This is a genomic window from Burkholderia sp. AU18528 (genome assembly GCF_002223215.2).
GTDB lineage: Bacteria > Pseudomonadota > Gammaproteobacteria > Burkholderiales > Burkholderiaceae > Burkholderia > Burkholderia semiarida.
In genome coordinates this window covers 970,851-994,303 of record NZ_NKFC02000004.1, presented here as the reverse complement: position 1 = coordinate 994,303, position 23,453 = coordinate 970,851, and the positions used below count along the sequence as shown (strand labels likewise).

Genomic DNA, 23,453 nt, shown 5'->3' with positions numbered 1-23,453 from the left:
GGCCTCGTGTCGTTGTTGAAAAAAAAACGGCGCAGGCCATGCCTGCGCCGCCGCGTGCCGGATGGCGGCGCCCATGCATCGACGTGCCGGGCGCGGCGTGATTCACGGCTTGTGCGCTTCGGCTTCCGATTCCGGCCAGTCGCGGATGTATGCCTTCAGCATCCGGTTCTCGAAGCTCTGCGCCTCGACAACCGTCTTCGCGACGTCGTAGAACGAAATGACGCCCATCAGCACCTTCTTGTCGAGCACCGGCATGTAGCGTGCGTGACGCTCGAGCATCATCCGGCGCACTTCGTTGACGTCCGTTTCCGGCGTGCACGTGAGCGGCTCGTCCATCACCTTGCGCACCTGCACGTCGCCGATCGCGCCGCCATTTTCGCGCAGGCGCAGGATGATCTCGCGGAACGTCAGCATCCCGACGAGATCGCCGTACTCCATCACGACGAGCGAACCGATGTCGTGTTCGGCCATCGTATCGACCGCTTCGCGCAGCGGCTTATCGGGCGTCACGGTAAACAGCGTGTTGCCCTTCACTTTCAGAATATCGCTGACGCGCATCGTAGTCCCCTCATGCTTGAATGCAAAATCTCTTTCGATCCTATCGGAAAGCATGTCAAAAGGAAAGCACGGGCCCGCGCGGCGGCCCGCCGCCGCTTGCGGACGCCGGCCGCCCGCCGCACAATGGCCTTGTGAACGGCGGCCCGAGGAGACGGCCATGGCGCATACGCATACGGAGCAATTCGCCAGCTTCGCTGACTTCTACCCGTATTACCTGAACGAGCACCGGAACCTGACGTCGCGGCGGCTGCACTTCATCGGCTCGCTCGGCGTGATCGGCTGCGTCGCGATGGCGGTCGCGACCGGCCACTGGCCGTGGCTGCCGGCCGCGGTCGTGTGCGGCTACGGGTTCGCGTGGGTCGGGCACTTCTTCTTCGAGAAGAACCGCCCGGCCACGTTCCGGCACCCGATCTACAGCCTGATGGGCGACTGGGTGATGTTCAGGGACATCTGCACCGGCAAGATCCCGCTGTAGCCGCCCGCCCCGCCTTCACGCAGGCCGCGGCGGCCGCGCGTGCGGATCCTCCACGCGCGGCGCCGGGCCGGCGCTCCCGGCCGGCTGCCCGCCCGCGAGCCGGTGCGCGGCGATCAGCGATGCGAGCGTCACGTCGAACCGGTCGCTCGACAGCACCGCGAGCAGCGCCGCGCCTTCGACGTGGCTGCGGCGCCGCTCCAGTTGGTAGGTCAACTCCGCGCGGTCGATCACCAGCACGTCGAACAGTTGCGCGAGCGTCAGTTGCTCCGGGTTCGCGAGCAGGATGTAGCGCGGCGTGGCCTCGTCGCCGCCCTCGAGCCGCGCGACCCATTCCCGCTCCTCCATCGTCGTCAGCAAGCGCTGCGCGGTTTCCATGTCGCAGCGCAGCATCGTCGCGAGCCGCATCGCCGTGTAGCCGCGCTTGCCGGCCGCGCGCGCTTCGGCGAGCCGCGCGAGCAGTTCGAGCGCGTCGAGCAGGTCGCTCCCCGGATAATGGATGCGGTGGAACTGGCCCACCCGAATCGCCGGCAGCGCCGACGCGACCATCGCGCCGAGCAGCGCGATGAACCAGCTCAAATACACCCACAGCAGGAACACCGGCAGCGCCGCGAACGCGCCGTAGACAGCCGTATATGTCGGAATGCGCCGGACGTAGTAGCCGAAGCCGCGCTTCGCGAGCTCGAACGCGATGGCCGCGAACAGCCCGCCGATCACCGCATCGCGCCATGCGACCGCGCAGTTCGGCAGGTACACGTACAGCAGCGTGAACGCGAGCACCGTCAACGGCAACGACGCGAGCGCGAGCAGCCACTCGACGATCGACGTGGACGGCCCCGCGCCGGTGAACGCGAGCGATTGCGTGAACAGGTACGACGAGATCGACAGGCTCACGCCGAACAGCAACGGCCCGAGCGTGATCAGCGCCCAGTACGCGAGCACGCGCTGCGCGAACGGCCGCGGCTTGCGCACGCGCCAGATCAGGTTGAACGCCGATTCGATCGTCATCATCGTCATCACCGACGTGACGACGAGCACGATCAGGCCGGCCGTCGTCAGCCCCTTGGCCTTCGATGCGAACTGGTTCAGGTACTTGAAGATCTGGATGTTGAACTGCGCGGGCATCAGGTGATCGGCGAGGAACCCCTGCAGCGAGATCTGGAACGACGCGAACATCGGGAACGCGGTGAACAACGCGAACGCGACCGTCAGCAGCGGCACAAGCGCCAGCAGCGTCGTGAAGGTCAGGCTGCCCGCCACCTGCGGGATGCGATCCTCGGCGCTACGCCGGGCCGCGAACTGCGCGAGGCGCTTGATGGTATCGAGATCAACGCTCAACTTCGGCAAACGGCTTCTCCTTCTTGATGCCGCGCGCGTCACGGCGCGCCGCCGCCGCGCTGCGCGACGGCTTCAGCCCCTATAATAGCCGCTCGATTCCAGCAGGGGCCGACTGCACCGGGCATGCGCGCGGCCGCACGCGGCTCCGTCGCCCATGAAAGACATTCTCGTCCTCTATTACAGCCGCCACGGCGCCACGCGCGATCTCGCGCTCGCGATCGCGAACGGCATCGACAGCGTGCCGGGCATGCAGGCGCGCGTCCGCACCGTGCCGCCCGTGTCAGCCGTCTGCGAAGCCACCGCCCCCGACATCCCGGCCGACGGCCCGCCCTACGCGGAACTGCGCGACCTCGAGGAATGCGCGGGCCTCGCGCTCGGCTCGCCGACCCGCTTCGGCAACATGGCCGCGCCGCTCAAGTATTTCCTCGACGGCACGACGCCGCAATGGCTGTCGGGCGCGCTGACCGGCAAGCCCGCGAGCGTGTTCACGTCGACGGGCAGCCTGCACGGCGGCCAGGAATCGACGCTGCTGTCGATGATGCTGCCGCTGCTGCATCACGGGATGATGATCGTCGGGATCCCGTACACCGAATCCGCCCTCAGCACGACACGTACCGGCGGCACACCGTACGGCGCGTCGCACGTCGCGCAGCACGATCGGTCGTCACCCGGCGGACTGTCCGCGGACGAGAAGGCGCTCGCGGCCGCGCTCGGCGTACGGCTCGCGCGCGCCGCCGCGGCCCTTTCCAGCGCCCAGGCCGCCGAGGCGGCATGAACGCCCCCGCCCGCTCCGCCGTCGCGGCCCGGCCGCACTACGCGCTGGCCGCCGCCGCGTGTCTCGTCGCGCTGATCGCGCTGTCGCTCGCCTGGGAGCTGTGGCTCGCGCCGCTGCGCCCCGGCGGCTCCGCGCTGATGCTCAAGGCCGTGCCGCTCGCGCTCGCGCTGCCCGGCGTCTGGCGGCGTAACATCTATACGATGCAGTGGGCGAGCATGCTGATCCTCGTCTATCTTGCCGAAGGCATCGTGCGCGGCATGTCCGATCGCGGGCTGTCCGCGACGCTGGGCTGGTGCGAGACCGCGCTTGCCGTCGGCTTCTTCGTCGCGGCGCTGGCTTACGTCGCGCCGTTCAAGCGCGCGGCGAAAAAGCCGCGCGCCACGTCCTGACCCTTACGCGACAAGGTGATGATGTCCTCCGAAGCTTTCGTTTCCGCGTGCCGCGACGCGATCGGCGCCGACCACGTGCTGACCGATCCGCACGATACCGAACCGTTCCTCACCGACTGGCGCCGCCGCTACAAGGGCGCGGCGTGCGCGGTGCTGAAGCCCGCGAACACGGCCGAAGTCGCCGCACTCGTGAAGCTGGCCAACACGCACGGCATCGCGCTCGTGCCGCAGGGCGGCAACACGGGGCTCGCGGGCGGCGCGACGCCCGATGCGAGCGGCAGCCAGGCCGTGCTGAGCGTCGCGCGCCTGAACCGCGTGCGCGCGCTCGATCCGCACAACAACACGATCACCGTCGAAGCCGGCGTGATCCTCGCCGACGCGCAGGCGCGCGCCCGCGAGGGCGGCCGGCTGTTCGCGCTGAGCCTCGCGGCGGAAGGCAGTTGCACGATCGGCGGCAACCTGTCGACCAATGCGGGCGGCACCGCGGTGCTGCGCTACGGCAACGCGCGCGAGCTGTGCCTCGGGCTCGAGGTCGTGACGCCGCAAGGCGAGATCTGGGACGGGCTGCGCGGGTTGCGCAAGGACAACACGGGCTACGACCTGCGCGACCTGTTCATCGGCGCCGAAGGCACGCTCGGGATTATCACGGCGGCCGTGATGAAGCTGCATCCGCTGCCGGCCGCGCAGGTCACGGCACTGGCCGCGCTCGAATCGCCGCACGCGGCGCTCGATTTCCTCGCGCTCGCGCTGCGCGCGGCCGGACCGCTGCTGACCGGCTTCGAGCTCATGTCGGATTTCTGCATGCAGCTGGTCGGCAAGCACTATCCGCAACTGCGCTACCCGTTCGCGCAAACGCATGCGCAGACGGTACTGCTGGAGCTGTCCGACAACGAAAGCGAAGCACATGCGCGCGCGCTGTTCGAGAAGCTGATGGAAGAAGCGTTCGAGGCCGGGCTCGTGGTCGACGCGGTGGTCGCGGAGAACCTCGCGCAATCGCGTGCGTTCTGGGACCTGCGCGAGCACATCCCGCTCGCGCAGGCCGACGAAGGGCTCAACATCAAGCACGACATCGCGGTGCCGATCTCGTCGATCGCGCGCTTCATCGACGAGACCGACGCGGCGATCCAGCAGGCCGCGCCGGGCGCGCGGATGGTCACGTTCGGCCACCTCGGCGACGGCAACCTGCACTACAACGTGCAGATGCCCGAAGGCGGCGATGCGAAGGCGTTCCTCGCCGCGTTCCAGGCGTCGATCAACCGGATCGTCTACGACAACGTGCACCGCCACCACGGCACGATCAGCGCGGAGCACGGCATCGGCCAGTTGAAGATCGACGACGCGCAACGCTACAAGTCGCCGGTCGAAACGGCGCTGATGCGCACGCTGAAGACCGCGCTCGACCCGCGCGGCCTGATGAATCCCGGCAAGGTCCTGCGCTGAAGCCGCCTACTCCGGAGCCAATCCCGTGAAAGTCCGCGTCCTGTCCGACCTGCATCTCGAAAGCAACCTGCCCGACGCGATCGCGCATGCCGACGCGGATCTCGTCGTGCTGGCCGGCGACATCCACAATCACGCGGAAGGCCTGCGCTGGGCCGCCGAGACGTTCGACCCCGCGGTGCCGGTGATCTACGTGCCCGGCAATCACGAGTACTACGACGGGGAATTCGGCGCGCTGGAAACGGCGATGCGCGACGCGGCGCGTGCGCTCGACAACGTGCACTACTTGAACAACGGCGTCTACGTCGATCCCGCGCAACGCTTTCGCGTGCTGGGCACGACGCTCTGGGCCGATTTCTCGCTGTTCGGCCGAGACGAAGCCAGCGTCGCGCGCGCGATCGATGCCGCGCTGCGCGTGATGCTCGATTTCAAGGGATTGATCCAGGTAACCTGGCCGCACGACGCGGCGTTGCATGCGGCAGCGAGTGCGCCGGACGCACCGGACCGGGATTTCTCGCCGGCCGACGCGATCGCGCTGCACCGGCAAGGGCGCGCATGGCTGGAAGCGCAGCTGGCGGCGCCGTTCGCGGGCAAGACGATCGTCGTCACCCATCATGCGCCGCACCGGCGCTCGCTGGCGCAACGCTATGCGGACGATCTTGCTTCGGCGGGGTTCGTGACGGACATGGCGGACCTGGTGCGACCGCCGGTGGATCTGTGGCTGCACGGCCACACGCATACGTCATTCGATTACGTGACGGACAGCGGCACGCGCGTGGTATGCAATCCGCGCGGCTACTTTCACCGGCGCACCGGCGAATGGGAAAACCCCGCGTTCGCGTGGGACAAGGTCGTCGAGCTCGGCTGAGCGCCGAGCCCGGCCCGCCGCGTGGCGCGGCCTTCCCGACCAGAAGCGTGACGGCGGGATCAGCGGCCGGGGCGGCGCGGCTCGCGCACACGGACCGGCACGGGCTTCATTTGCGCCTTCGCCTTCATCGCACGCAGCAGGTCGCGGCTCGCCGCCGCGGCGGCAACCGCGCCCAGCAGGACGCCAAGGCCGATCATCAGGTGCGTATCCATCGCTACTCCGGTGTGATGTATCTCGTTAATTCCAACAGTATCAAACTGTCCGACACGCGTTCGTAAAAAAATGTTGCGTGAAGGACAAATCTCGTCAGATTGCGGCCCACCGCGCTGTCATGTCGCATGCGTGTACTGTTCGAGCGCCGCTTCGTCCGCTTCGAGCGTGACCGGCAGCTCGTCGCGCAGGAAATCGACCCAGGTCCGGATTTTCGCGTCGAGGTACTGCCGCGACGGATACAGCGCGTAGATGTTCATCACGTGCGACCGGTACTCGGGCATCACGCGCACGATGTGCCCGCTGCGCAGCCAGCCGATCGCCGAATAGAGCGGCAGCCCGCCAACGCCCATCCCTTCCCGCACGGCCACCGCGAGCGCCTCGGCGACGTTCACGCGAAACGGCGGCGCCTTGATCGGCACGACTTCGTCGCCGTTCGGCCCCGCCAGCGCCCATTCGTCGAAGTGAAAGCCCGGCGCAACCATCCCGAGACACACGTGCTGCGCGAGGTCGGCCGGCCGCTGCGGCACGCCGTGCGACTCGATGTAGCCGGGCGATGCGCAGACGACGCTGTAGCTTTCGCCGAGCCGCTGCGACACGAGCCCCGAATCGGGCAGATCGCGGCCGACGACGATCGCGACGTCGTACCCCTCGTCCAGCAGGTCAGGCATGCGCTGCGCGAGCGTGAGCTCGACGTGCACGTCCGGATAGCGCGTGCGGTAGCGCGAGATGGCCGGCACCAGGTAGTGCTGGCCGAGGCTCGTGAAGCAATGGACCTTCAGCTTGCCGGACGGGCGCGCATGCGCGTCGCCGGCCTCGGCTTCGGCCTGGTCGACGTAAGCGAGGATCTGTTCGCAGCGCTGCAGATAGCGCTCGCCGGCCTCGGTCAGCGCGATCCGGCGCGTCGTGCGGTTCAGGAGACGCGTGCGCAGGTGGGCCTCGAGATCCGAGACCGCGCGCGACGCGTAGGCGGTGGTCGAATTCATCTGCTGGGCGGCCGCGGTAAAGCTGCCCGCGTCGACCACGCGGACGAATACCCGCATGTTTTGTAACGTATCCATCCCACTACCCGTTTGAATGCGGAGGGATTGTTGCACATCCGCTAGCCAATATTATCCCAGGATTCGTAAAAATGAGTTTCGCCGTTGCCGGTTTATTCAGGAATCGCTGAAAAATATAATCCCCCCCGACCCATCTATGTCCGAAAGGGAGAAAATCGTGCAGTCTCGGGGAAAAACAGGGACGCTCGCACTGGCGGTTCTTGCAATCTCATTAATAATGGCCGGCTGTGCGAGCATGGGCGACAACCGGACCCAGTCCACGCGCATCGAAGCGAACGCGCTCGACGCCGGCGCGGCCATCCGCGCGGCGGACCGCGACGCGGGCTGGCCCGCCGCCGACTGGTGGCGCGCGTACCGCGATCCGCAGCTCGATGCATGGATCGCCGCCGCGCAGGCCGGCAACCCCACCCTGGCGGCGGCGAGAGCGCGCGTGCGCGAAGCACAGGCCATGGCGCGCGTCGCCCGTTCGGCCGAACTGCCGCAGATCAACGGCAATCTGTCGCTGATGCGCGAGCACTGGCCGGACAACGTGTACTACGGCCCGGGCCCGCTCGCGAACGCCGACACCTGGAACAATACCGGCACGCTCGGCCTGTCGTACCACCTCGACCTGTGGGGCAAGGACAAGAACACAACCGAACGCGCGCTCGACACCGCGCACGCGACCGCCGCCGACGCACGGGCGGCGAAGCTCGAACTTGAAGTGAACGTGGTGCGCGCGTATGTCGGCATGTCGATGAACTACGCGCTGCTGGATCTCGCGCATGAAACGTTCGAACGCCAGCGCTCGCTCGCCGATCTCGCGCGCAAGCGGCTGCAGGCCGGCATCGGCACGCAACTCGACGTGAGCCAGGCGGAATCGACGCTGCCCGACTACGAGCGCCAGATCGACACCTATGAAGAAGCGATCCAGCTCGCGCGCCACCAGCTCGCCGCGCTGGCCGGCAAGGGCCCGGGCGCCGGCGACGCGATCAAGCGGCCGCAGCTCGCGCTCGACGCGCCGGCCGGCCTGCCGTCGGCGCTGCCGGCCGACCTGCTCGGCCGCCGCCCCGACGTCGTCGCGGCGCGCTGGACGGTCGACGCGCAGGCGCGCGGCATCGACGTCGCGAAGGCGTCGTTCTACCCGAACATCGACCTGCTCGCGACGGTCGGCGGCTTCGGCGTGACCGCGCCGTTCACCGACTTCCTGCGCGCGATGAACGGCGGCTGGACGGCCGGCCCCGCGCTGTCGCTGCCGATCTTCGAAGGCGGCCGGCTGCGTGCGCAGCTCGGCGCCGCGAATGCCGGCTACGACCAGGCGGTCGAGCGCTACAACCAGACGATCGTCGGCGCGCTCAAGGACATCGCCGACCAGGTCGTGCGGATCCGCTCGCTCGATACGCAGAAGAAGGACGCCGCGCGCTCGGTGGCGGCCAACAATCGCAGCTATCAGTTGTCGCGCGAAGGCTTCCGCCGCGGGCTGACCGATTACGTGAACGTGCTGGTCGCGCAACAGCAACTGCTGCGCGCGCAGGAGACGGCCGCCCGCATCGACGCGGAACGCCTCGCCGCGCACGCGCAGCTGATGGCCGCGCTCGGCGGCGGGGTCGAACCGGGCACGGACGGCCGGGGCGACCCACCGCCGAAGGACGAAGCCGCCGTCGGCGCCGCCGCGCCAGCCGCCGCATCGGGCACGAAGCCCGCGGCCGCCGTCGGCCGGCCCGCGCAGGTCGCAACCGCCGACGCGTCCGCCGCGCCGGACGCACGGTAACGCGGAGCGCCGCCATGTCAGCCTCCTCCCCCGCTTCCACGCCCGCCGGCGGCCCGTTCGCGGCCTGGTACGCCGCGTTCGGCGACTGGGCCCGCACCGACGGCGCCGCGTGGCTCTACCTGTTCAAGGCGCTGCTCGCCGCGTTCATCGCGACCGGCGTGTCGATGCGGCTCGACCTGCCCGCGCCGAAAACGGCGATGACGACCGTCTTCATCGTGATGCAGCCGCAAAGCGGCGCGGTGCTCGCGAAGAGCTTCTACCGGGTCGCCGGCACGATCTTCGGGCTGATCGCGACGCTCACCTTCGTCGGGCTGTTCCCGCAGCAGCCGCAACTGTTCCTGCTGGCGATCGCGCTGTGGATCGCCCTGTGCACGGCGGGCGCCGCGCGCAACCGCAACTTCCGCAGCTACGGCTTCCTGCTGGCCGGCTACACGACCGCGCTGATCGGCCTGCCCGCGTCGCAGCACCCGGACGGCGCGTTCATGAGCGCGCTGACGCGCGTGGCCGAAATCATGGTCGGGATCGTGTCGGCCGGCGTCGTCAGCGCACTCGTGTTCCCGCAGTACACGGGCGAGCAGATGCGCACGACGGTACGCAAGCGCTTCGGCACCTTCGTCGATTACGTCGCGTCGACGCTTTCGGGCCAGCTCGACCGTGCGCATATCGAAACCATCCATACGCGCTTCGTCGCCGACGTGGTCGGGTTCGAGGCCGCGCGCAGCATGGCCGTGTTCGAGAATCCGGACACGCGGATGCGCAGCGGGCGCCTCGCGCGGCTGAACAGCGAGTTCATGAGCGCGTCGAGCCGTTTCCATGCGCTGCACCAGTTGATGAACCGGCTGCATGCGGCCGGCGCGCAGGCCGCGATCGACGCGATCGAGCCGTACTTCCGCGAGATCGCGCCGCTGCTGCTGACGCCGGCCGGCGAACCGGTGCGCACGTCGGCCGACGCCGGCCATGCGGCCGCGCAACTGCTCGCGTGGCGCGACGCGCTGCCGCGCCGCATCCGCGCGACGCGCGCGACGCTCGAAACGCAACCGGCGTTTCCGCTGCTCGACTTCGATACGGCCGCCGAGCTGCTGTACCGCTTCATCACCGACCTGCGCGAGTACGCGGCGACCTACGCGTCGCTGTCGAGCGCGACGCACGAGCGCGAACGCTGGATCGAACGCTACGAGCCGCGCACCAACGCGACGGCGACGGCGATCGCGGCGATTCGCACCGCGATCGTGATCCTCGTGCTCGGCTGGTTCTGGATCGAGACCGCCTGGCCAAGCGGCGTGACGATGACGCTGACGGCGGCGTCGGCCTGCGCGCTCGCGTCGTCGGCGCCGCGCCCGACCGCGATGGCCGCGCAGATGGGCATGGGCACGGCACTCGCCGTCTGCACGGGTTTCCTGCTGATGTTCGGCATCTACCCGCACATCGACGGCTTCCCGCTGCTGTGCGTCGCGCTCGCGCCGCTGCTCGCCATCGGCATCTACATGTCGTTGAAGCCGAAGCTCGCGGGCTACGGGATGGGCTACCTGATCTTCTTCTGTTTCCTCGCCGGCCCGGACAACGTCACGCACTACGACCCGACGAGCTTCATGAACGATGCGCTCGCACTGGTGCTGTCGATGCTGGTGTCGGCGATCGCGTTCGCGGTACTGTTCCCGCCGACCGCGCCGTGGCTCAAGAAACGGCTGTTCGCCGATCTGCGCCATCAGGTCGTCGCGGCAGGCCACGCAAGGCTCGCGGGCCTGCGCACGCGCTTCGAAAGCGGCGCGCGCGACCTGATGTACCAGGCGCATACGCTGTCGGCCGACCAGCCCGACGTGCAGCGCGACGCACTGCGCTGGATGTTCGCGGTGCTCGAAGCCGGCAACGCGACGATCGACCTGCGTCACGAGCTTGCGGCGCTGCCGCCCGACCCGCGCTATGCGAGCACGATGCCGTGGCGTCGCGCGATCGAGACGATGCGCACGGCGCTGTCGGCGCTGTTCTCGAAGCCGAGCGCCGCGCGCTTCGACGCGACGCTCGCCGCGACCAATGCGGCGATCGACGCGACCCGGCAAACGCTCGACGCGGTCGAGCCGTCGCGTGAAGAGCGCCACCGGCTGCAGCGCATCCTGAGCCATCTGCATTTCGTGCGGACCGCGCTGCTCGACCCGGAATCGCCGCTCGAGCCGCTCAACCGCAACCGCCCCGTGCGTCCCCAACCAGGAGCCTCGTCATGATGCCGCGTGAAATCGCCATTCTCGATGCCTACATGCCCACGGTGGTGCTGATGTTCGTCCTCGGCGCGATCGCGACCTGGGCCGTCGACCGCCTGCTCGCCTACACGGGCCTCTACCGTCTCGTCTGGCACCCGTCGCTGTTCAGGGCCTGCCTTCTCGTCTGCATTTGCGGCGGACTGAGTCTTGCCGTTTACCGTTGATTCCGAACCATCATGATGCTCAGAAAACTCTTCGGCTTCGTCGCGACCGCCGTCATCCTTCTCGTCGCGATCCTGATCGGGCGCTCGCTGTGGGTGCACTACATGGACGATCCGTGGACGCGCGACGGGCGCGTGCGCGCGGAGATCGTCAACGTCGCGCCGGACGTGTCGGGCGCGATCGTCGAGCTGCCCGTGCATGACAACCAGCTCGTGAAGAAAGGCGACCTGATCATGCAGATCGATCCGTCGCACTACCAGATCGCGGTCGAGCAGGCGCAGGCGGCGGTGGCCGCCCGCCGCGCGGAACTGCAGATGCGCCGCGACGATGCGGCCCGCCGCGCGGACCTCGATGCGCTCGTGGTATCGAAGGAAAACCGCGAGAACGCGGCGCACAGCGCATCGAGCGCCGAAGCACAGTACCAGCAGGCGCTCGCCGCGCTCGACGCCGCGAAGCTCAACCTCGAACGCACGCGCGTCGTCTCGCCGGTCGACGGCTACATCACGAACCTGCAGACCTTCAAGGGCAACTACGCGGTGGCCGGCCAGGCGAAGCTCGCGATCGTCGACAGCCACTCGTTCTGGGTCTACGGCTACTTCGAGGAAACCAAGCTGCCGCGCGTGAAGATCGGCGCGCCGGCCGAAATGCGGCTGATGAGCGGCGGCGTGATGAAGGGCCACGTCGAGAGCATCTCGCGCGGCATCTACGATCGCGACAACCCGCAAAGCCGCGACCTCGTCGCGGACGTGAACCCGACCTTCAACTGGGTGCGTCTCGCGCAGCGCGTGCCGGTGCGCATCAAGATCGACGAAGTGCCGGCCGACGTGGTGCTGTCGGCGGGCACGACCTGCACGGTCATCATCGATCCGGACAAGCAGAAGAAGCGGTAATCGGCGGGGCGCGCCGCACGGTCAGTGTGCGATGCGGAAGCGCCCGACCAGCGCCTTCAAGGCCTGCGCTTGCTCGTCGAGCGCGTTCGCGGCCGCGGCCGCCTGTTCGACGAGCGCCGCGTTCTGCTGGGTGCCGGCGTCCATCTGCGTGACCGCGCGGCCGATCTCGTCGATCCCCGCGCTCTGCTCGTCCGACGCCGCCGAAATCTCGCCGATGATGTCGGTCACGCGCTTGACCGCACGCACCACGTCGTCCATCGTGCGGCCGGCGTCGTGCGCGAGCGCCGCACCGTTCGCCACGCGCTCGACCGACGCGCCGATCAGTTCCCGGATCTCCTTGGCCGCGGTCGCCGAGCGCTGAGCGAGCAGCCGCACCTCTCCGGCGACCACCGAGAAACCGCGCCCCTGCTCGCCGGCGCGCGCGGCCTCGACCGCCGCGTTCAACGCGAGAATGTTGGTCTGGAACGCGATCCCCTCGATCGTGCCGATGATGTCGCGGATGTTCTTCGCGCTGTCGTCGATCTCGCTCATCGTCGCGACCACGCGCCCGACGACTTCCCCGCCCGTCTCCGCCACCGCCGACGCATTGGCCGCGAGCGTGCTCGCCTGCCGCGCGTTCTCGGCGTTCTGCCGCACGGTCGACGTGAGCTGCTCCATGCTGGCCGCGGTGCGCTCGAGCGCGACGGCCTGCTGCTCGGTGCGCCGCGACAGGTCGAGATTGCCGGTCGAGATCTCGCCGGACGCGGCCGCGATGGCTTCGGCGCTCACCGCGATCTCGCCCACGGTTGCCGCGAGCCCCGTCTGCATCTCGGCCAGCGCGCGCACCATGCTGTCGCGATCGTGCCGGCCGAGCGTGATCGGCCGCGTCAGGTCGCCGCGCGCGATGTCCGCGGCAATTTCCTTCGCGAGCGCGGGCTCGCCGCCGAGCTGCGACGCGAGGCGTCGTACGACGCGTTCGGCGATCGCGACGGCCAGCACGATCAGCGCGGCCGTCATTGCCGCGATCATCGCGAACGACGACGAAAAAATGGTCGCGGACGCATCGAGCGTCGCCTTCGACTTTTCGCCGCGCGTCTTCACGAGTTCGGCGACGAGTTTTTCGAGCTTGCTGGTTTCGACCAGCAGCGACACGTCCTGCGTGCCGACCTGCCAGTTCATCTGCGACAGGTCGAGCGGCTGCGCGCGCACCAGCGCGACGAAATCGCGCAGATGCGCGCTCCACGTGCCGACCGCCGTCGAGAACGCGCGCAGCCGCGCCGAATCGCCGGCGTCGGCCGGATCCGCATAGCGCTGCAGCGTGCCGAGCGCCTGGCCGATCGACGCGAGCCCCGCGCTCACTTCGGCGCCGAGTTCGTCACGCTCCTTCGCGGTGGTCGCGGTCAGCAGCATCTTCTGCGCGCGGCTCGCGCGCAGCACCTCGGCCCGCACCTCCGCCGCCGCCCGGCTCGCGACGTGGCCCTGCTCGTAGACCGACGCGATCGACGCGTTCAGCCGGCTGATCTGCCACAGCGAGAACACGCCGATCGCGAGCGTACCGGCCAGCAGGATCGCGAATGCGGCGCGCAACGTCGCCTTGACGGTCCACGGCCGGCGCTCTCGGCGCGCCGCTCGCGCGCGTCGCGTGACGCGACCGGCGGCGACGTCGGATGCGGCGGCTGCCGCACCGGGCTGTGGATGCAAAGATGCTGCTTTCATCGAACTATCCCCGTATGGATCACGCTGCCGGAAAGGTCGGTCCGGCTGTCCCGCGATGGCAGGCCATGCCGCGCGTCCTGCGCCCGCCCGGCGGGTAGCCGGCGCCAGGCGCGGCGCGCGTGTCGTCATTGGGTCGTTCTACGGCCGCCACCGCCGTTTCTTGAGTCCGGAAAAACACGCACCGGGCCCCGGCGCGGCCCCGCCGAAGGGCGGACGCGCCGCCAGCGTTATACCCGTCCAAAAAAGCACGCAGCAGCCGATCCGTCCGACGAATGTCCGATTCGCGATAAAACTTGGCCTGACATTCTTGATACGCCACATTACACTTCATTGACGCATCAACGAATCAACCCACGCGCCGATCCCCAACAGAGCGCGCCTGCCACCTCAACTCGTTCAGCTCACATGGAAACCAGCCTCGACTCCCGGGCCGGCGCAGCCGCCGCCCAGCCGTCCGCACCACCCGTTGCCCGCACCGTCTACCCGGTGCTCGGCGCGATCAGCTTCTCGCACATGCTCAACGACATGATCCAGTCGTTGATCCTCGCGATCTACCCGATGCTCAAGAGCCAGTTCGCGCTGTCGTTCGCGCAGATCGGCCTGATCACGCTCACTTACCAGATCACCGCGTCCTTGCTGCAACCGCTCGTCGGCCTCTATACCGACAAGCGGCCGAAGCCGTATTCGCTGCCGGTCGGCATGGGCTTCACGCTCGCGGGGCTGCTGCTGATGTCGGCGGCGTCGAATTTCCCGATGCTGCTCGTGGCCGCCGCGCTCGTCGGCTGCGGCTCGTCGGTGTTCCATCCCGAATCGTCGCGGGTCGCGCGGATGGCGTCGGGCGGCCGGCACGGGCTCGCGCAGTCGGTGTTCCAGGTGGGCGGCAATGCAGGCTCCGCGCTCGGGCCGCTGCTCGCCGCGCTCGTGATCATTCCGCACGGCCAGCACAGCATCGCGTGGTTCTCGGCGGCCGCGCTCGTCGCGATGATCGTGCTCACGCAGATCGGCCACTGGTACAAGAAGCATCCGTCGATGAAGAAGAAGACCGCGTCGGCCGGCCACCCGACGCTGTCGCGCGGCCGCGTGATGGGGGCGATCGGCGTGCTGGTGTTGCTCGTGTTCTCGAAGTACTTCTACCTCGCGAGCATCAACAGCTATTTCACGTTCTACCTGATCGACAAGTTCCATCTGTCGGTGCAGGCCGCGCAGATCCACCTGTTCGTGTTCCTCGCGGCGGTGGCGGCCGGCACGCTGATCGGCGGCCCGGTCGGCGACCGGATCGGCCGCAAGTACGTGATCTGGGTGTCGATCCTCGGCGTCGCGCCGTTCACGATGCTGCTGCCGTACGCGAACCTGTTCTGGACGAGCGTGCTGACCGTGATCATCGGCGTCGTGCTGGCGTCGGCGTTCGCCGCGATCCTCGTCTATGCGACGGAACTGATGCCCGGCAAGGTCGGGATGGTCGCGGGCCTGTTCTTCGGCTTCGCGTTCGGCCTGGGCGGCGTGGGTGCCGCCGTGCTCGGCCAGCTCGCGGACGCGACGAGCATCCCGTTCGTCTACAAGGTGTGCTCGTTCCTGCCGCTGATCGGCGTGCTGACGGTATTTCTGCCGAACCTCGAAGGCAGCCGACGCAAGCAGGCATGACAACCGGCCGGCCGCGGCACGCGCGCTGCGGCTGGCCGATTCGAATGGAGAAGGGTTCGACGGCGGCTTCAGGCCGCCGTCGTCGCATGCAGCGTCAGGAAACGCTTGAGGATGCCGGACGAGTAGCTGCCCGCGATCGCCGACAGGAAGTGCGAGAACGATTGCGTCGCGTGGTCGTCGGCCGTATCGGAGATCGTGCGCACGAGCGCGAACGGCACGTCGTGTTCGGCGCACACCTGCGCGATCGCCGCGCCTTCCATTTCGACCGCGAGCGCGTCCGGCAGCGCGTCGCGCAGCGCGAGCACTTCCCGCTCGCTCGACACGAAGCGGTCGCCGCTGATGACGAGCCCCGCGTGCAGCGCCGCGCCGGCGAGCCCGAAGCGCTCGGCGAACCGCGCGCCCTCTTCGTCGACGAACAGCGCGCACGCGGCCCGCAAGCGGGCCGTCAGCGCCGCGTCGGTCGCGAAACGCGTGATGCCGAGCAGCGGCACCTCGTAGCGCGGAAAGAGCGGCGATGCATCGAGATCGTGCTGCAGCAGCGTATCGGCCACGACGACGTCGCCGACGCGCACCGCGCGCGACACGCCGCCCGCGACGCCGGTAAACACCACGCCCGACACGCCGAACACGTGGATCAGCGCGCTGACCGTCGCGGCGGCCGCGACCTTGCCGACCCGCGCGAGCGTGACGACGCAGGCCGCGCCGTGCACGGTGCCGACGTGATAATCGCGGCGGCCGAGCGTGACCGTCTTCATCGCGCCGTCGGCGCGCATCGCGGCGATCAGGTCGCCGAGTTCCTCCGGCAGCGCGGCCAGAATGCCGAGCGGACGCGCGGCAGGCGCAACACCCAGGTCGACGTCCATCATTCCACCGCCTGCAGTTTCGCGACCGCGAGCGCGAGCCACTTCTCGCCGTGGCGCTTGAACTTCACCTGCGCCTTCGCATCGGTGCCGTTGCCTTCGAGCGCGGTGACCGTGCCTTCGCCGAACTTCGTATGGAATACCTGCTGGCCGACCCGGAAGCCGGCGTCGGCCGCGCGCTGCTTGTCCGCGAACGCGGGCAGCGGCGCGGACACGGCCGCGTCGACGATCTGCTCGCGACTGCCGCCGCCGGGGCGCGCGAACCAGTCGCGCCCGTAACCGGCGTTGTCCGAGCGCCCGCCCCAGCGCGAGCCGGCCTCGACCTTCGGCGTGAGCCACTTCAGCACGTGCTCCGGCAGTTCGTCGAAGAAGCGCGAGCGCACGTTGTAGCGGGTCTGGCCGTGCAGCATCCGGCTTTGCGCGAACGACAGGTAGAGGCGCTCCTTCGCGCGCGTGATCGCGACGTACATCAGCCGGCGCTCTTCCTCGAGGCCGTCCGATTCGAGCACGCTGTTCTCGTGCGGGAACAGCCCTTCCTCGAGCCCCGTGATGAACACGGCCGAGAATTCGAGCCCCTTCGCCGCGTGCACGGTCATCAGCTGCACCGCGTCCTGGCCGGCCTGCGCCTGGTTGTCGCCGGCCTCCAGCGACGCGTGCGACAGGAAGCCGGCGAGCGGCGTCATCGTGTCGGGGTTCTGGGCGGGGTCGGCGGGCGACGCCGCATCGAGCACGTCGAGCGCCGGATCGTCGGTCGCCGTGCCCAGCTCGGGCGCCGCGATCGCGCCCGCGCGCAGCGGGATCGAGCGAGCCGGCGTGTCGAGCCCGTAGCCTTCCTCGGCGATGAACGCGGTGGCCGCGTTCACGAGTTCCTGAAGGTTTTCCAGGCGATCCTGGCCTTCGCGCTCGCCCTGGTAGAAATCGGCGAGGCCGCTCGCGCGCACGATGTGCTCGACGGTGTCGGGCAGGTTCATGTGCTGCGTGTCGGCGCGCATCTTCGCGATCAGGTTCGCGAACCCGCCGAGGCTCGTGCCGGCCTTGCCGGTCACGTACGGAATCGCGGCGGCCATCGAGCAGCCGTACAGGCGCGCCGCGTCGGCCAGTTGCTCGACCGAGCGCGCGCCGATTCCGCGGGTCGGGAAGTTCACGACGCGTGCGAATGCGGTGTCGTCGTTCGGGTTGTCGATCAGGCGCAGGTACGCGAGCGCGTGCTTCACTTCCTGCCGCTCGAAAAAGCGCAGGCCGCCGTACACGCGGTACGGAATGCCCGACGACATCAGCGTGTGCTCGATCGAGCGCGACTGCGCGTTGCTGCGGTACAGGACGGCCACTTCACTGCGCGCCATCCCGGTATTGATCAGCGAACGGATTTCCTCGACGATCCAGCCGGCTTCCTGCGAATCGGTGCTGGCTTCGTACACGCGCACGGGCTCGCCGTGGCCGGCGTCGGTGCGCAGGTTCTTGCCGAGGCGGTGCGCGTTGTTCGAGATCAGCTGGTTCGCCGCGTCGAGGATGTTGCCGTGCGAACGGTAGTTCTGCTCGAGCTTGATCAGGTTGCGCACGCGGAATTCGTCTTCGAAGTCGCGCATGTTGCCGACGTTCGCGCCGCGGAACGCGTAGATCGACTGGTCATCGTCGCCGACCGCGAAGATCGCGTTCTCGCCGCCCGCGAGCATCTTGAGCCACGCGTACTGCAGCTTGTTGGTGTCCTGGAATTCGTCGACGAGGATGTGCCGGAAGCGCGCCTGGTAATGCGCGCGCAGCGGCGCGTTGTACGCGAGCAGTTCGTAGCAGCGCAGCAGCAGCTCGGGGAAGTCGACGACGCCTTCGCGCTGGCACTGCTGGTCGTACGCCTGGTACAGCTCGACGAACTTGCGGTTGAAGTTGTCGGTCGCGTCGACCTTGTCCGGGCGCAGCCCCTGCTCCTTCGCGTTGTTGATGAAGTACTGGACGTTCTTCGGCGGGTACTTTTCGTCGTCGACGTTCGCCGCCTTCATCAGCCGCTTGATCGCGGACAACTGATCGGCCGTGTCGAGGATCTGGAAGGTCTGCGGCAGGCCCGCGTCGCGCCAGTGCGTGCGCAGCATCCGGTTGCACAGGCCGTGGAACGTGCCGATCCACATCCCGCGCGTGTCGATCGGCATCATCGCCGACAGGCGCGCCATCATCTCGCGCGCGGCCTTGTTCGTGAAGGTGACGGCGAGCACGGTGGGCGGCGATGCGTAGCCCTGCTGGATCAGCCACGCGATGCGCGTGATCAGCACGCGGGTCTTGCCGCTGCCCGCCCCTGCGAGGATCAGCGCCGGTTCGTTCGGCAACGTGACGGCGGCGAGTTGTTCGGGGTTCAGATTGGCGAGCAGATCGGGCATGGAGCGGCAGCTGACGGGCGAGAAAAATGCGGACCCGACATTATAAGTCCGTCGCGTGCAATGCCGTGGCCGACCGATGTGGCATCGCGTCCCGACGATGCCACTTTCCTGCCGGCGACGGCTTCGGCGCCCGTCACCCGCGTTATTTCCTGGGCCGCCTGGCGGGTTTGTCGCCGATCCAGTCGGGATGTCGGACATACCGGCGAACTTGTTCGTCGAGCTCGGGGCCGTGATACAGGTCCAGGCATTTCAGCAGAGCAAATTCGGCCCCGGCGTAACCTTCCACGGGATTGCCGTAATCGCGGTGCAAATAGTGTTCAGCAAGGCGCTCGACCGCCGGATCGCCCTTCTCGTCATCGTAATAAGTCCATTCCAGGAACGCACTCTTGGTCATTTCGGCATCCTTGCCTGCCGGCGATCCTCGGTAAGCGATCGACAGGCAGGCCGCCAACGCCCTGTCCTTGTAATTCTCCGCATTGGTGCGCCGCACGGCCATGACGGAATCGGCCGCTTCGGCAGACAGTGCCGAACATAGCGCGACGGCGCAGACTGCCCGAAAAACGTTCATTTGAGCGTCCAGAAACAAGCGCGGCTAGTGCGATAGTTCGCCCCCGGCTCGTTGAAATAACAAGCGTCGTAGCGCTGGCGCCCATTGAACAGCGTCGCATGCCCGCTGGCGTCACTCCACCCATGCACCTCGAAAAGGCCCTACTTACATCCACAGCCAGACCCGCAAGTTAGCGCTCGCAACACGCGTCAGCAATTGGACACGTACGAACTGACCGCAGGCCGCGAACGGCTCACTCGACGCCTGGCGATTTATAATGTCGGGTTCAAGTCTCCAACACGCATTTTTCGGCAAATTTCCACCATGAGCGACAACACGCTGGCGAAGAGCTTCGAACCCCACACCATCGAGTCCCAATGGGGGCCCGAGTGGGAAAAACGCGGCTATGCCGCCCCGGCATTCGATCCGGCGCGCCCCGATTTCGCGATCCAGTTGCCGCCGCCGAACGTCACCGGCACGCTGCACATGGGCCACGCGTTCAACCAGACGATCATGGACGGCCTCGCCCGCTACCACCGGATGCTCGGCGAGAACACGCTGTGGGTGCCCGGCACCGACCACGCGGGGATCGCCACCCAGATCGTCGTCGAGCGCCAGCTCGACGCGCAGGGCGTGTCGCGCCACGACCTCGGCCGCGAGAAGTTCGTCGAGCGCGTGTGGGAATGGAAGCAGAAATCCGGCTCGACGATCACCGGCCAGGTGCGCCGCCTCGGCGCGTCGACCGACTGGTCGCGCGAATACTTCACGATGGACGACAAGATGTCGGCCGCCGTGCGCGACGTGTTCGTCACGCTCTATGAACAGGGCCTGATCTATCGCGGCAAGCGCCTCGTCAACTGGGATCCGGTGCTGCTCACCGCCGTGTCGGACCTCGAAGTCGTGAGCGAGGAAGAAAACGGCCACCTGTGGCACATCCGCTACCCGCTCGCCGACGGTTCGGGCTCGCTGACCGTCGCGACCACACGCCCCGAGACGATGCTCGGCGACGTCGCTGTGATGGTCCACCCGGAAGACGAACGCTACGCGCACCTGATCGGCAAGCTCGTCACGCTGCCGCTGACGGGCCGCGAGATCCCGGTGATCGCCGACGACTACGTCGACCGCGAATTCGGCACGGGCGTCGTGAAGGTCACGCCCGCGCACGACTTCAACGACTATCAGGTCGGCCTGCGCCACAACCTCGCGCCGATCGAGATCCTGACGCTGGACGCGAAGATCAACGACAACGGCCCCGAGCAGTATCGCGGCCTCGATCGCTTCGACGCGCGCAAGGCGATCGTCGCCGACCTCGACGCGCAGGGCTTCCTCGACTCGGTGAAGCCGCACAAGCTGATGGTGCCGCGCGGCGACCGCACGGGCGTCGTGATCGAGCCGATGCTGACCGACCAGTGGTTCGTCGCGATGACGAAGCCGGCGCCGGAAGGCACGTTCAATCCGGGCAAGTCGATCACCGAAACGTCGCTCGACGTCGTGCGCAGCGGCCAGATCAAGTTCGTGCCGGAAAACTGGACGACCACCTACTACCAGTGGCTCGAAAACATCCAGGACTGGTGCATCTCGCGCCAGCTGTGGTGGGGTCACCAGATTCCCGCGTGGTACGGCGAGAACGGCGAGGTGTTCGTCGCGCGCGACGAGGAGCAAGCGCGTGCGCAGGCCGCGGCGAAGGGCTATGCGGGCGCGCTCAAGCGCGACGAGGACGTGCTCGACACGTGGTTCTCGTCCGCGCTCGTGCCGTTCTCGTCGCTCGGCTGGCCGAACGAAACGCCCGAACTGCAGCACTTCCTGCCGTCGTCGGTGCTCGTCACCGGCTTCGACATCATCTTCTTCTGGGTCGCCCGGATGGTGATGATGACGACGCACTTCACCGGCAAGGTGCCGTTCCACACCGTGTACGTGCACGGCCTCGTGCGCGACGCGGAAGGCCAGAAGATGTCGAAGAGCAAGGGCAACACGCTCGACCCGATCGACATCGTCGACGGCATCGATCTCGACACGCTGGTCGCGAAACGCACGACGGGCCTGATGAACCCGAAGCAGGCCGCCACGATCGAGAAGAAGACGCGCAAGGAATTCCCGGACGGCATTCCGGCGTTCGGCACCGACGCGCTGCGCTTCACGATGGCGTCGATGGCGACGCTCGGCCGCAACGTGAACTTCGACCTCGCGCGCTGCGAAGGCTATCGCAACTTCTGCAACAAGCTGTGGAACGCGACGCGCTTCGTGCTGATGAACTGCGAAGGCCATGACTGCGGCGCCGACAAGCCCGAAGTGTGCGGCGCGGGCGACTGCGGCCCCGGCGGCTACCTCGATTTCTCCGCGGCGGACCGCTGGATCGTGTCGCTGCTGCAGCGCACCGAAGCCGACATCGCGAAGGGTTTCGCCGATTACCGCTTCGACAACATCGCGAGCAGCATCTACAAGTTCGTGTGGGACGAGTACTGCGACTGGTATCTCGAACTCGCGAAGGTGCAGATCCAGAACGGCACGCCGGAACAGCAGCGCGCGACGCGCCGCACGCTGCTGCGCGTGCTGGAAACGGTGCTGCGCCTCGCGCATCCGGTCATCCCGTTCATCACGGAAGCGCTCTGGCAGAAGGTCGCGCCGCTCGCCGGCCGCTATCCGCAGGGCAAGGCCGACGGCGAGGCGTCGTTGATGACGCAGGCCTACCCCATCGCGAACCTGCAGAAGCTCGACGAGGCGTCCGAGCAGTGGGCGGCCGACCTGAAGGCGATCGTCGACGCGTGCCGCAACCTGCGCGGCGAGATGAACCTGTCGCCGGCCACCAAGGTGCCGCTGCTGGCCGCCGGCGACGCCGAGCGCCTGCGCTCGTTCGCGCCGTACGTCCAGGCGCTCGCGCGCCTGTCGGAAGTGCAGATCCTGGCCGACGAAGCGTCGCTCGACCAGCAGGCGCACGGCGCGCCGATCGCGATCGTCGGCCCGAACAAGCTGGTGCTGAAGGTGGAAATCGACGTCGCGGCCGAACGCGAGCGCCTGGCGAAGGAAATCACGCGCCTGACGGGCGAGATCGCGAAGTGCAACGCGAAGCTCGGCAACGAGGCTTTCGTCGCGAAAGCGCCGCCGGCCGTGGTCGAACAGGAGCAAAAACGCGTCGCGGAATTCCAGAGCACGCTCGAAAAACTGCGTGCTCAGCTCGATCGGTTGCCTGCGTAACAAAGGGTAAGGTCATTTGCGTTCACTATAATGCGGACGTGAACATAGACCGTCTGACAAGTCGATTACAGGAATAAAGGTTCGATCATGTTGAAAGTCACCAAGGCGGTATTCCCCGTGGCCGGTCTCGGCACGCGGTTCCTGCCGGCAACGAAGGCGAGCCCGAAGGAAATGCTGCCGGTCGTCGACAAGCCGCTGATCCAGTACGCGGTCGAGGAAGCGATCGCTGCCGGCATCACCGAGATGATCTTCGTGACCGGGCGCAGCAAGCGCGCAATCGAGGATCACTTCGACAAATCGTACGAAGTCGAGGCCGAACTCGAGGCGCGCGGCAAGGAAAAGCTGCTCGAGCTGGTGCGCAGCATCAAGCCGAGCCATGTCGACTGCTTCTACGTGCGCCAGCCGGAAGCGCTCGGCCTCGGCCATGCGGTGCTGTGCGCGGAAAAGCTGGTCGCCGACAATCCGTTCGCGGTGATCCTCGCGGACGACCTGCTCGACGGCAACCCGCCGGTGATGAAGCAGATGGTCGACGTGTTCGACCACTATCACAGCTCGGTGATCGGCGTCGAAGAGATCCCGCCGTCGGAGACGAAATCGTACGGGATCGTCGACGGCAAGGAATGGGAAGAGTCGATCGTCAAGATGTCGGCGATCGTCGAGAAGCCGGCGCCGGAAGTCGCGCCGTCGAACCTCGGCGTGGTCGGACGCTACATCCTGAAGCCGCGGATCTTCGAGCACCTGCGCGCGCTGAAACCGGGCGCGGGCGGCGAACTGCAACTCACCGACGCGATCCAGGCGCTGCTCGCCGACGAACAGGTGCTGGCCTACAAGTATCAGGGCACGCGCTACGACTGCGGCAGCAAGCTCGGCTACCTGAAGGCGACGGTCGAATTCGCGCTGCGCCACCCGGAAGTCGGCGCGGAGTTCGAAACGTACCTGCGCACCCGCGACGGCGGCCAACCGGCCGTCTGAACGCGGCAAGGGCCT

The 23,453-nt window shown here is 67.8% G+C and carries 20 protein-coding genes; 12 read left to right on the top strand and 8 right to left on the bottom strand.

Annotation, left to right across the window (positions count from 1 at the left end; genetic code table 11):
* Positions 1-102: 102 nt before the first annotated feature.
* Entirely contained in the window at positions 103-558 is a 456-nt protein-coding gene (locus CFB52_RS07350; protein ID WP_034207093.1) for a CBS domain-containing protein, read from the bottom strand.
* A 157-nt stretch (positions 559-715) separates the two neighbouring features.
* Here CFB52_RS07350 and CFB52_RS07345 point away from each other — a divergent pair, with 157 nt between their 5' ends.
* Entirely contained in the window at positions 716-1,033 is a 318-nt protein-coding gene (locus CFB52_RS07345) for an Mpo1-like protein (protein ID WP_059575830.1), read from the top strand.
* Positions 1,034-1,048: 15 nt separating this feature from the next.
* Here CFB52_RS07345 and CFB52_RS07340 read toward each other — a convergent pair whose 3' ends face one another.
* Positions 1,049-2,377, bottom strand: coding sequence for a YihY family inner membrane protein (locus CFB52_RS07340; RefSeq protein WP_059575832.1), 1,329 nt, complete (start codon positions 2,375-2,377; stop codon positions 1,049-1,051).
* Between the two features lie 145 nt (positions 2,378-2,522).
* Between CFB52_RS07340 and wrbA the strand changes: the two genes are divergently transcribed.
* Genes wrbA through CFB52_RS07320 form a run of 4 tightly spaced genes read left to right on the top strand, consistent with a single transcriptional unit; the run spans position 2,523 to position 5,837 of the window.
* Complete coding sequence (wrbA, locus tag CFB52_RS07335) at positions 2,523-3,143, top strand: NAD(P)H:quinone oxidoreductase (RefSeq protein WP_059575834.1); 621 nt, start codon at positions 2,523-2,525, stop codon at positions 3,141-3,143.
* Positions 3,140-3,532: a DUF2069 domain-containing protein gene (locus tag CFB52_RS07330; protein ID WP_059575836.1), complete on the top strand. Its 393-nt coding sequence runs from the start codon at positions 3,140-3,142 to the stop codon at positions 3,530-3,532. The genes wrbA and CFB52_RS07330 overlap by 4 nt, the downstream gene beginning before the upstream one ends.
* Positions 3,533-3,550: 18 nt before the next feature.
* Entirely contained in the window at positions 3,551-4,972 is a 1,422-nt protein-coding gene (locus CFB52_RS07325) for an FAD-binding oxidoreductase (protein ID WP_099316338.1), read from the top strand.
* Between the two features lie 25 nt (positions 4,973-4,997).
* Positions 4,998-5,837, top strand: coding sequence for a metallophosphoesterase (locus CFB52_RS07320; RefSeq protein WP_099316337.1), 840 nt, complete (start codon positions 4,998-5,000; stop codon positions 5,835-5,837).
* 59 nt (positions 5,838-5,896) lie between these two features.
* On the opposite strand, the gene CFB52_RS34570 is transcribed toward CFB52_RS07320, so the two are convergent.
* The gene (locus tag CFB52_RS34570; protein WP_167351608.1) at positions 5,897-6,049 is read right to left on the bottom strand and encodes a hypothetical protein; all 153 of its coding nucleotides are present in this window, start codon (positions 6,047-6,049) and stop codon (positions 5,897-5,899) included.
* Between the two features lie 117 nt (positions 6,050-6,166).
* Positions 6,167-7,108 (bottom strand): LysR family transcriptional regulator, encoded by a 942-nt coding sequence (locus tag CFB52_RS07315; RefSeq protein WP_059575842.1) that lies wholly within the window; start codon positions 7,106-7,108, stop codon positions 6,167-6,169.
* 136 nt (positions 7,109-7,244) lie between these two features.
* Between CFB52_RS07315 and CFB52_RS07310 the strand changes: the two genes are divergently transcribed.
* The 4 genes from CFB52_RS07310 to CFB52_RS07295 are packed head-to-tail and all read left to right on the top strand — an operon-like array spanning position 7,245 to position 12,165.
* A complete protein-coding gene (locus tag CFB52_RS07310; protein ID WP_144029727.1) occupies positions 7,245-8,858 on the top strand; it encodes an efflux transporter outer membrane subunit in 1,614 nt (537 codons plus the stop codon).
* Positions 8,859-8,872: 14 nt separating this feature from the next.
* Entirely contained in the window at positions 8,873-11,077 is a 2,205-nt protein-coding gene (locus CFB52_RS07305; RefSeq protein ID WP_099316335.1) for an FUSC family protein, read from the top strand.
* Positions 11,074-11,277: a DUF1656 domain-containing protein gene (locus tag CFB52_RS07300; RefSeq protein ID WP_006476212.1), complete on the top strand. Its 204-nt coding sequence runs from the start codon at positions 11,074-11,076 to the stop codon at positions 11,275-11,277. Before CFB52_RS07305 ends, CFB52_RS07300 begins: the two co-directional genes overlap by 4 nt.
* Before the next feature lie 12 nt (positions 11,278-11,289).
* Positions 11,290-12,165: an HlyD family secretion protein gene (locus tag CFB52_RS07295; protein WP_059575847.1), complete on the top strand. Its 876-nt coding sequence runs from the start codon at positions 11,290-11,292 to the stop codon at positions 12,163-12,165.
* Between the two features lie 21 nt (positions 12,166-12,186).
* Here CFB52_RS07295 and CFB52_RS07290 read toward each other — a convergent pair whose 3' ends face one another.
* Positions 12,187-13,860 (bottom strand): methyl-accepting chemotaxis protein, encoded by a 1,674-nt coding sequence (locus CFB52_RS07290; protein ID WP_059575849.1) that lies wholly within the window; start codon positions 13,858-13,860, stop codon positions 12,187-12,189.
* Positions 13,861-14,265: 405 nt separating this feature from the next.
* On the opposite strand from CFB52_RS07290, the gene CFB52_RS07285 reads away from it, so the two are divergent.
* On the top strand, positions 14,266-15,501 hold the full coding sequence (locus CFB52_RS07285) for an MFS transporter (RefSeq protein WP_099316334.1): 1,236 nt from the start codon (positions 14,266-14,268) through the stop codon (positions 15,499-15,501).
* 68 nt (positions 15,502-15,569) lie between these two features.
* Here CFB52_RS07285 and CFB52_RS07280 read toward each other — a convergent pair whose 3' ends face one another.
* From CFB52_RS07280 to CFB52_RS07270, 3 genes are all read right to left on the bottom strand, one after another.
* Positions 15,570-16,364 (bottom strand): 5'-methylthioadenosine/adenosylhomocysteine nucleosidase, encoded by a 795-nt coding sequence (locus CFB52_RS07280; RefSeq protein WP_373680922.1) that lies wholly within the window; start codon positions 16,362-16,364, stop codon positions 15,570-15,572.
* Complete coding sequence (locus CFB52_RS07275) at positions 16,364-18,727, bottom strand: UvrD-helicase domain-containing protein (protein ID WP_059575855.1); 2,364 nt, start codon at positions 18,725-18,727, stop codon at positions 16,364-16,366. The genes CFB52_RS07280 and CFB52_RS07275 overlap by 1 nt, the downstream gene beginning before the upstream one ends.
* A 142-nt stretch (positions 18,728-18,869) precedes the next feature.
* The gene (locus tag CFB52_RS07270; protein ID WP_059575857.1) at positions 18,870-19,295 is read right to left on the bottom strand and encodes a type VI secretion system amidase immunity protein Tai4; all 426 of its coding nucleotides are present in this window, start codon (positions 19,293-19,295) and stop codon (positions 18,870-18,872) included.
* Between the two features lie 303 nt (positions 19,296-19,598).
* Between CFB52_RS07270 and CFB52_RS07260 the strand changes: the two genes are divergently transcribed.
* Positions 19,599-22,466, top strand: a complete 2,868-nt coding sequence (locus CFB52_RS07260) for a valine--tRNA ligase (RefSeq protein WP_099316332.1) — start codon at positions 19,599-19,601, stop codon at positions 22,464-22,466.
* An 87-nt stretch (positions 22,467-22,553) separates the two neighbouring features.
* A complete protein-coding gene (galU, locus tag CFB52_RS07255) occupies positions 22,554-23,438 on the top strand; it encodes a UTP--glucose-1-phosphate uridylyltransferase GalU (RefSeq protein ID WP_059575861.1) in 885 nt (294 codons plus the stop codon).
* The last annotated feature ends 15 nt before the right edge of the window (positions 23,439-23,453 follow it).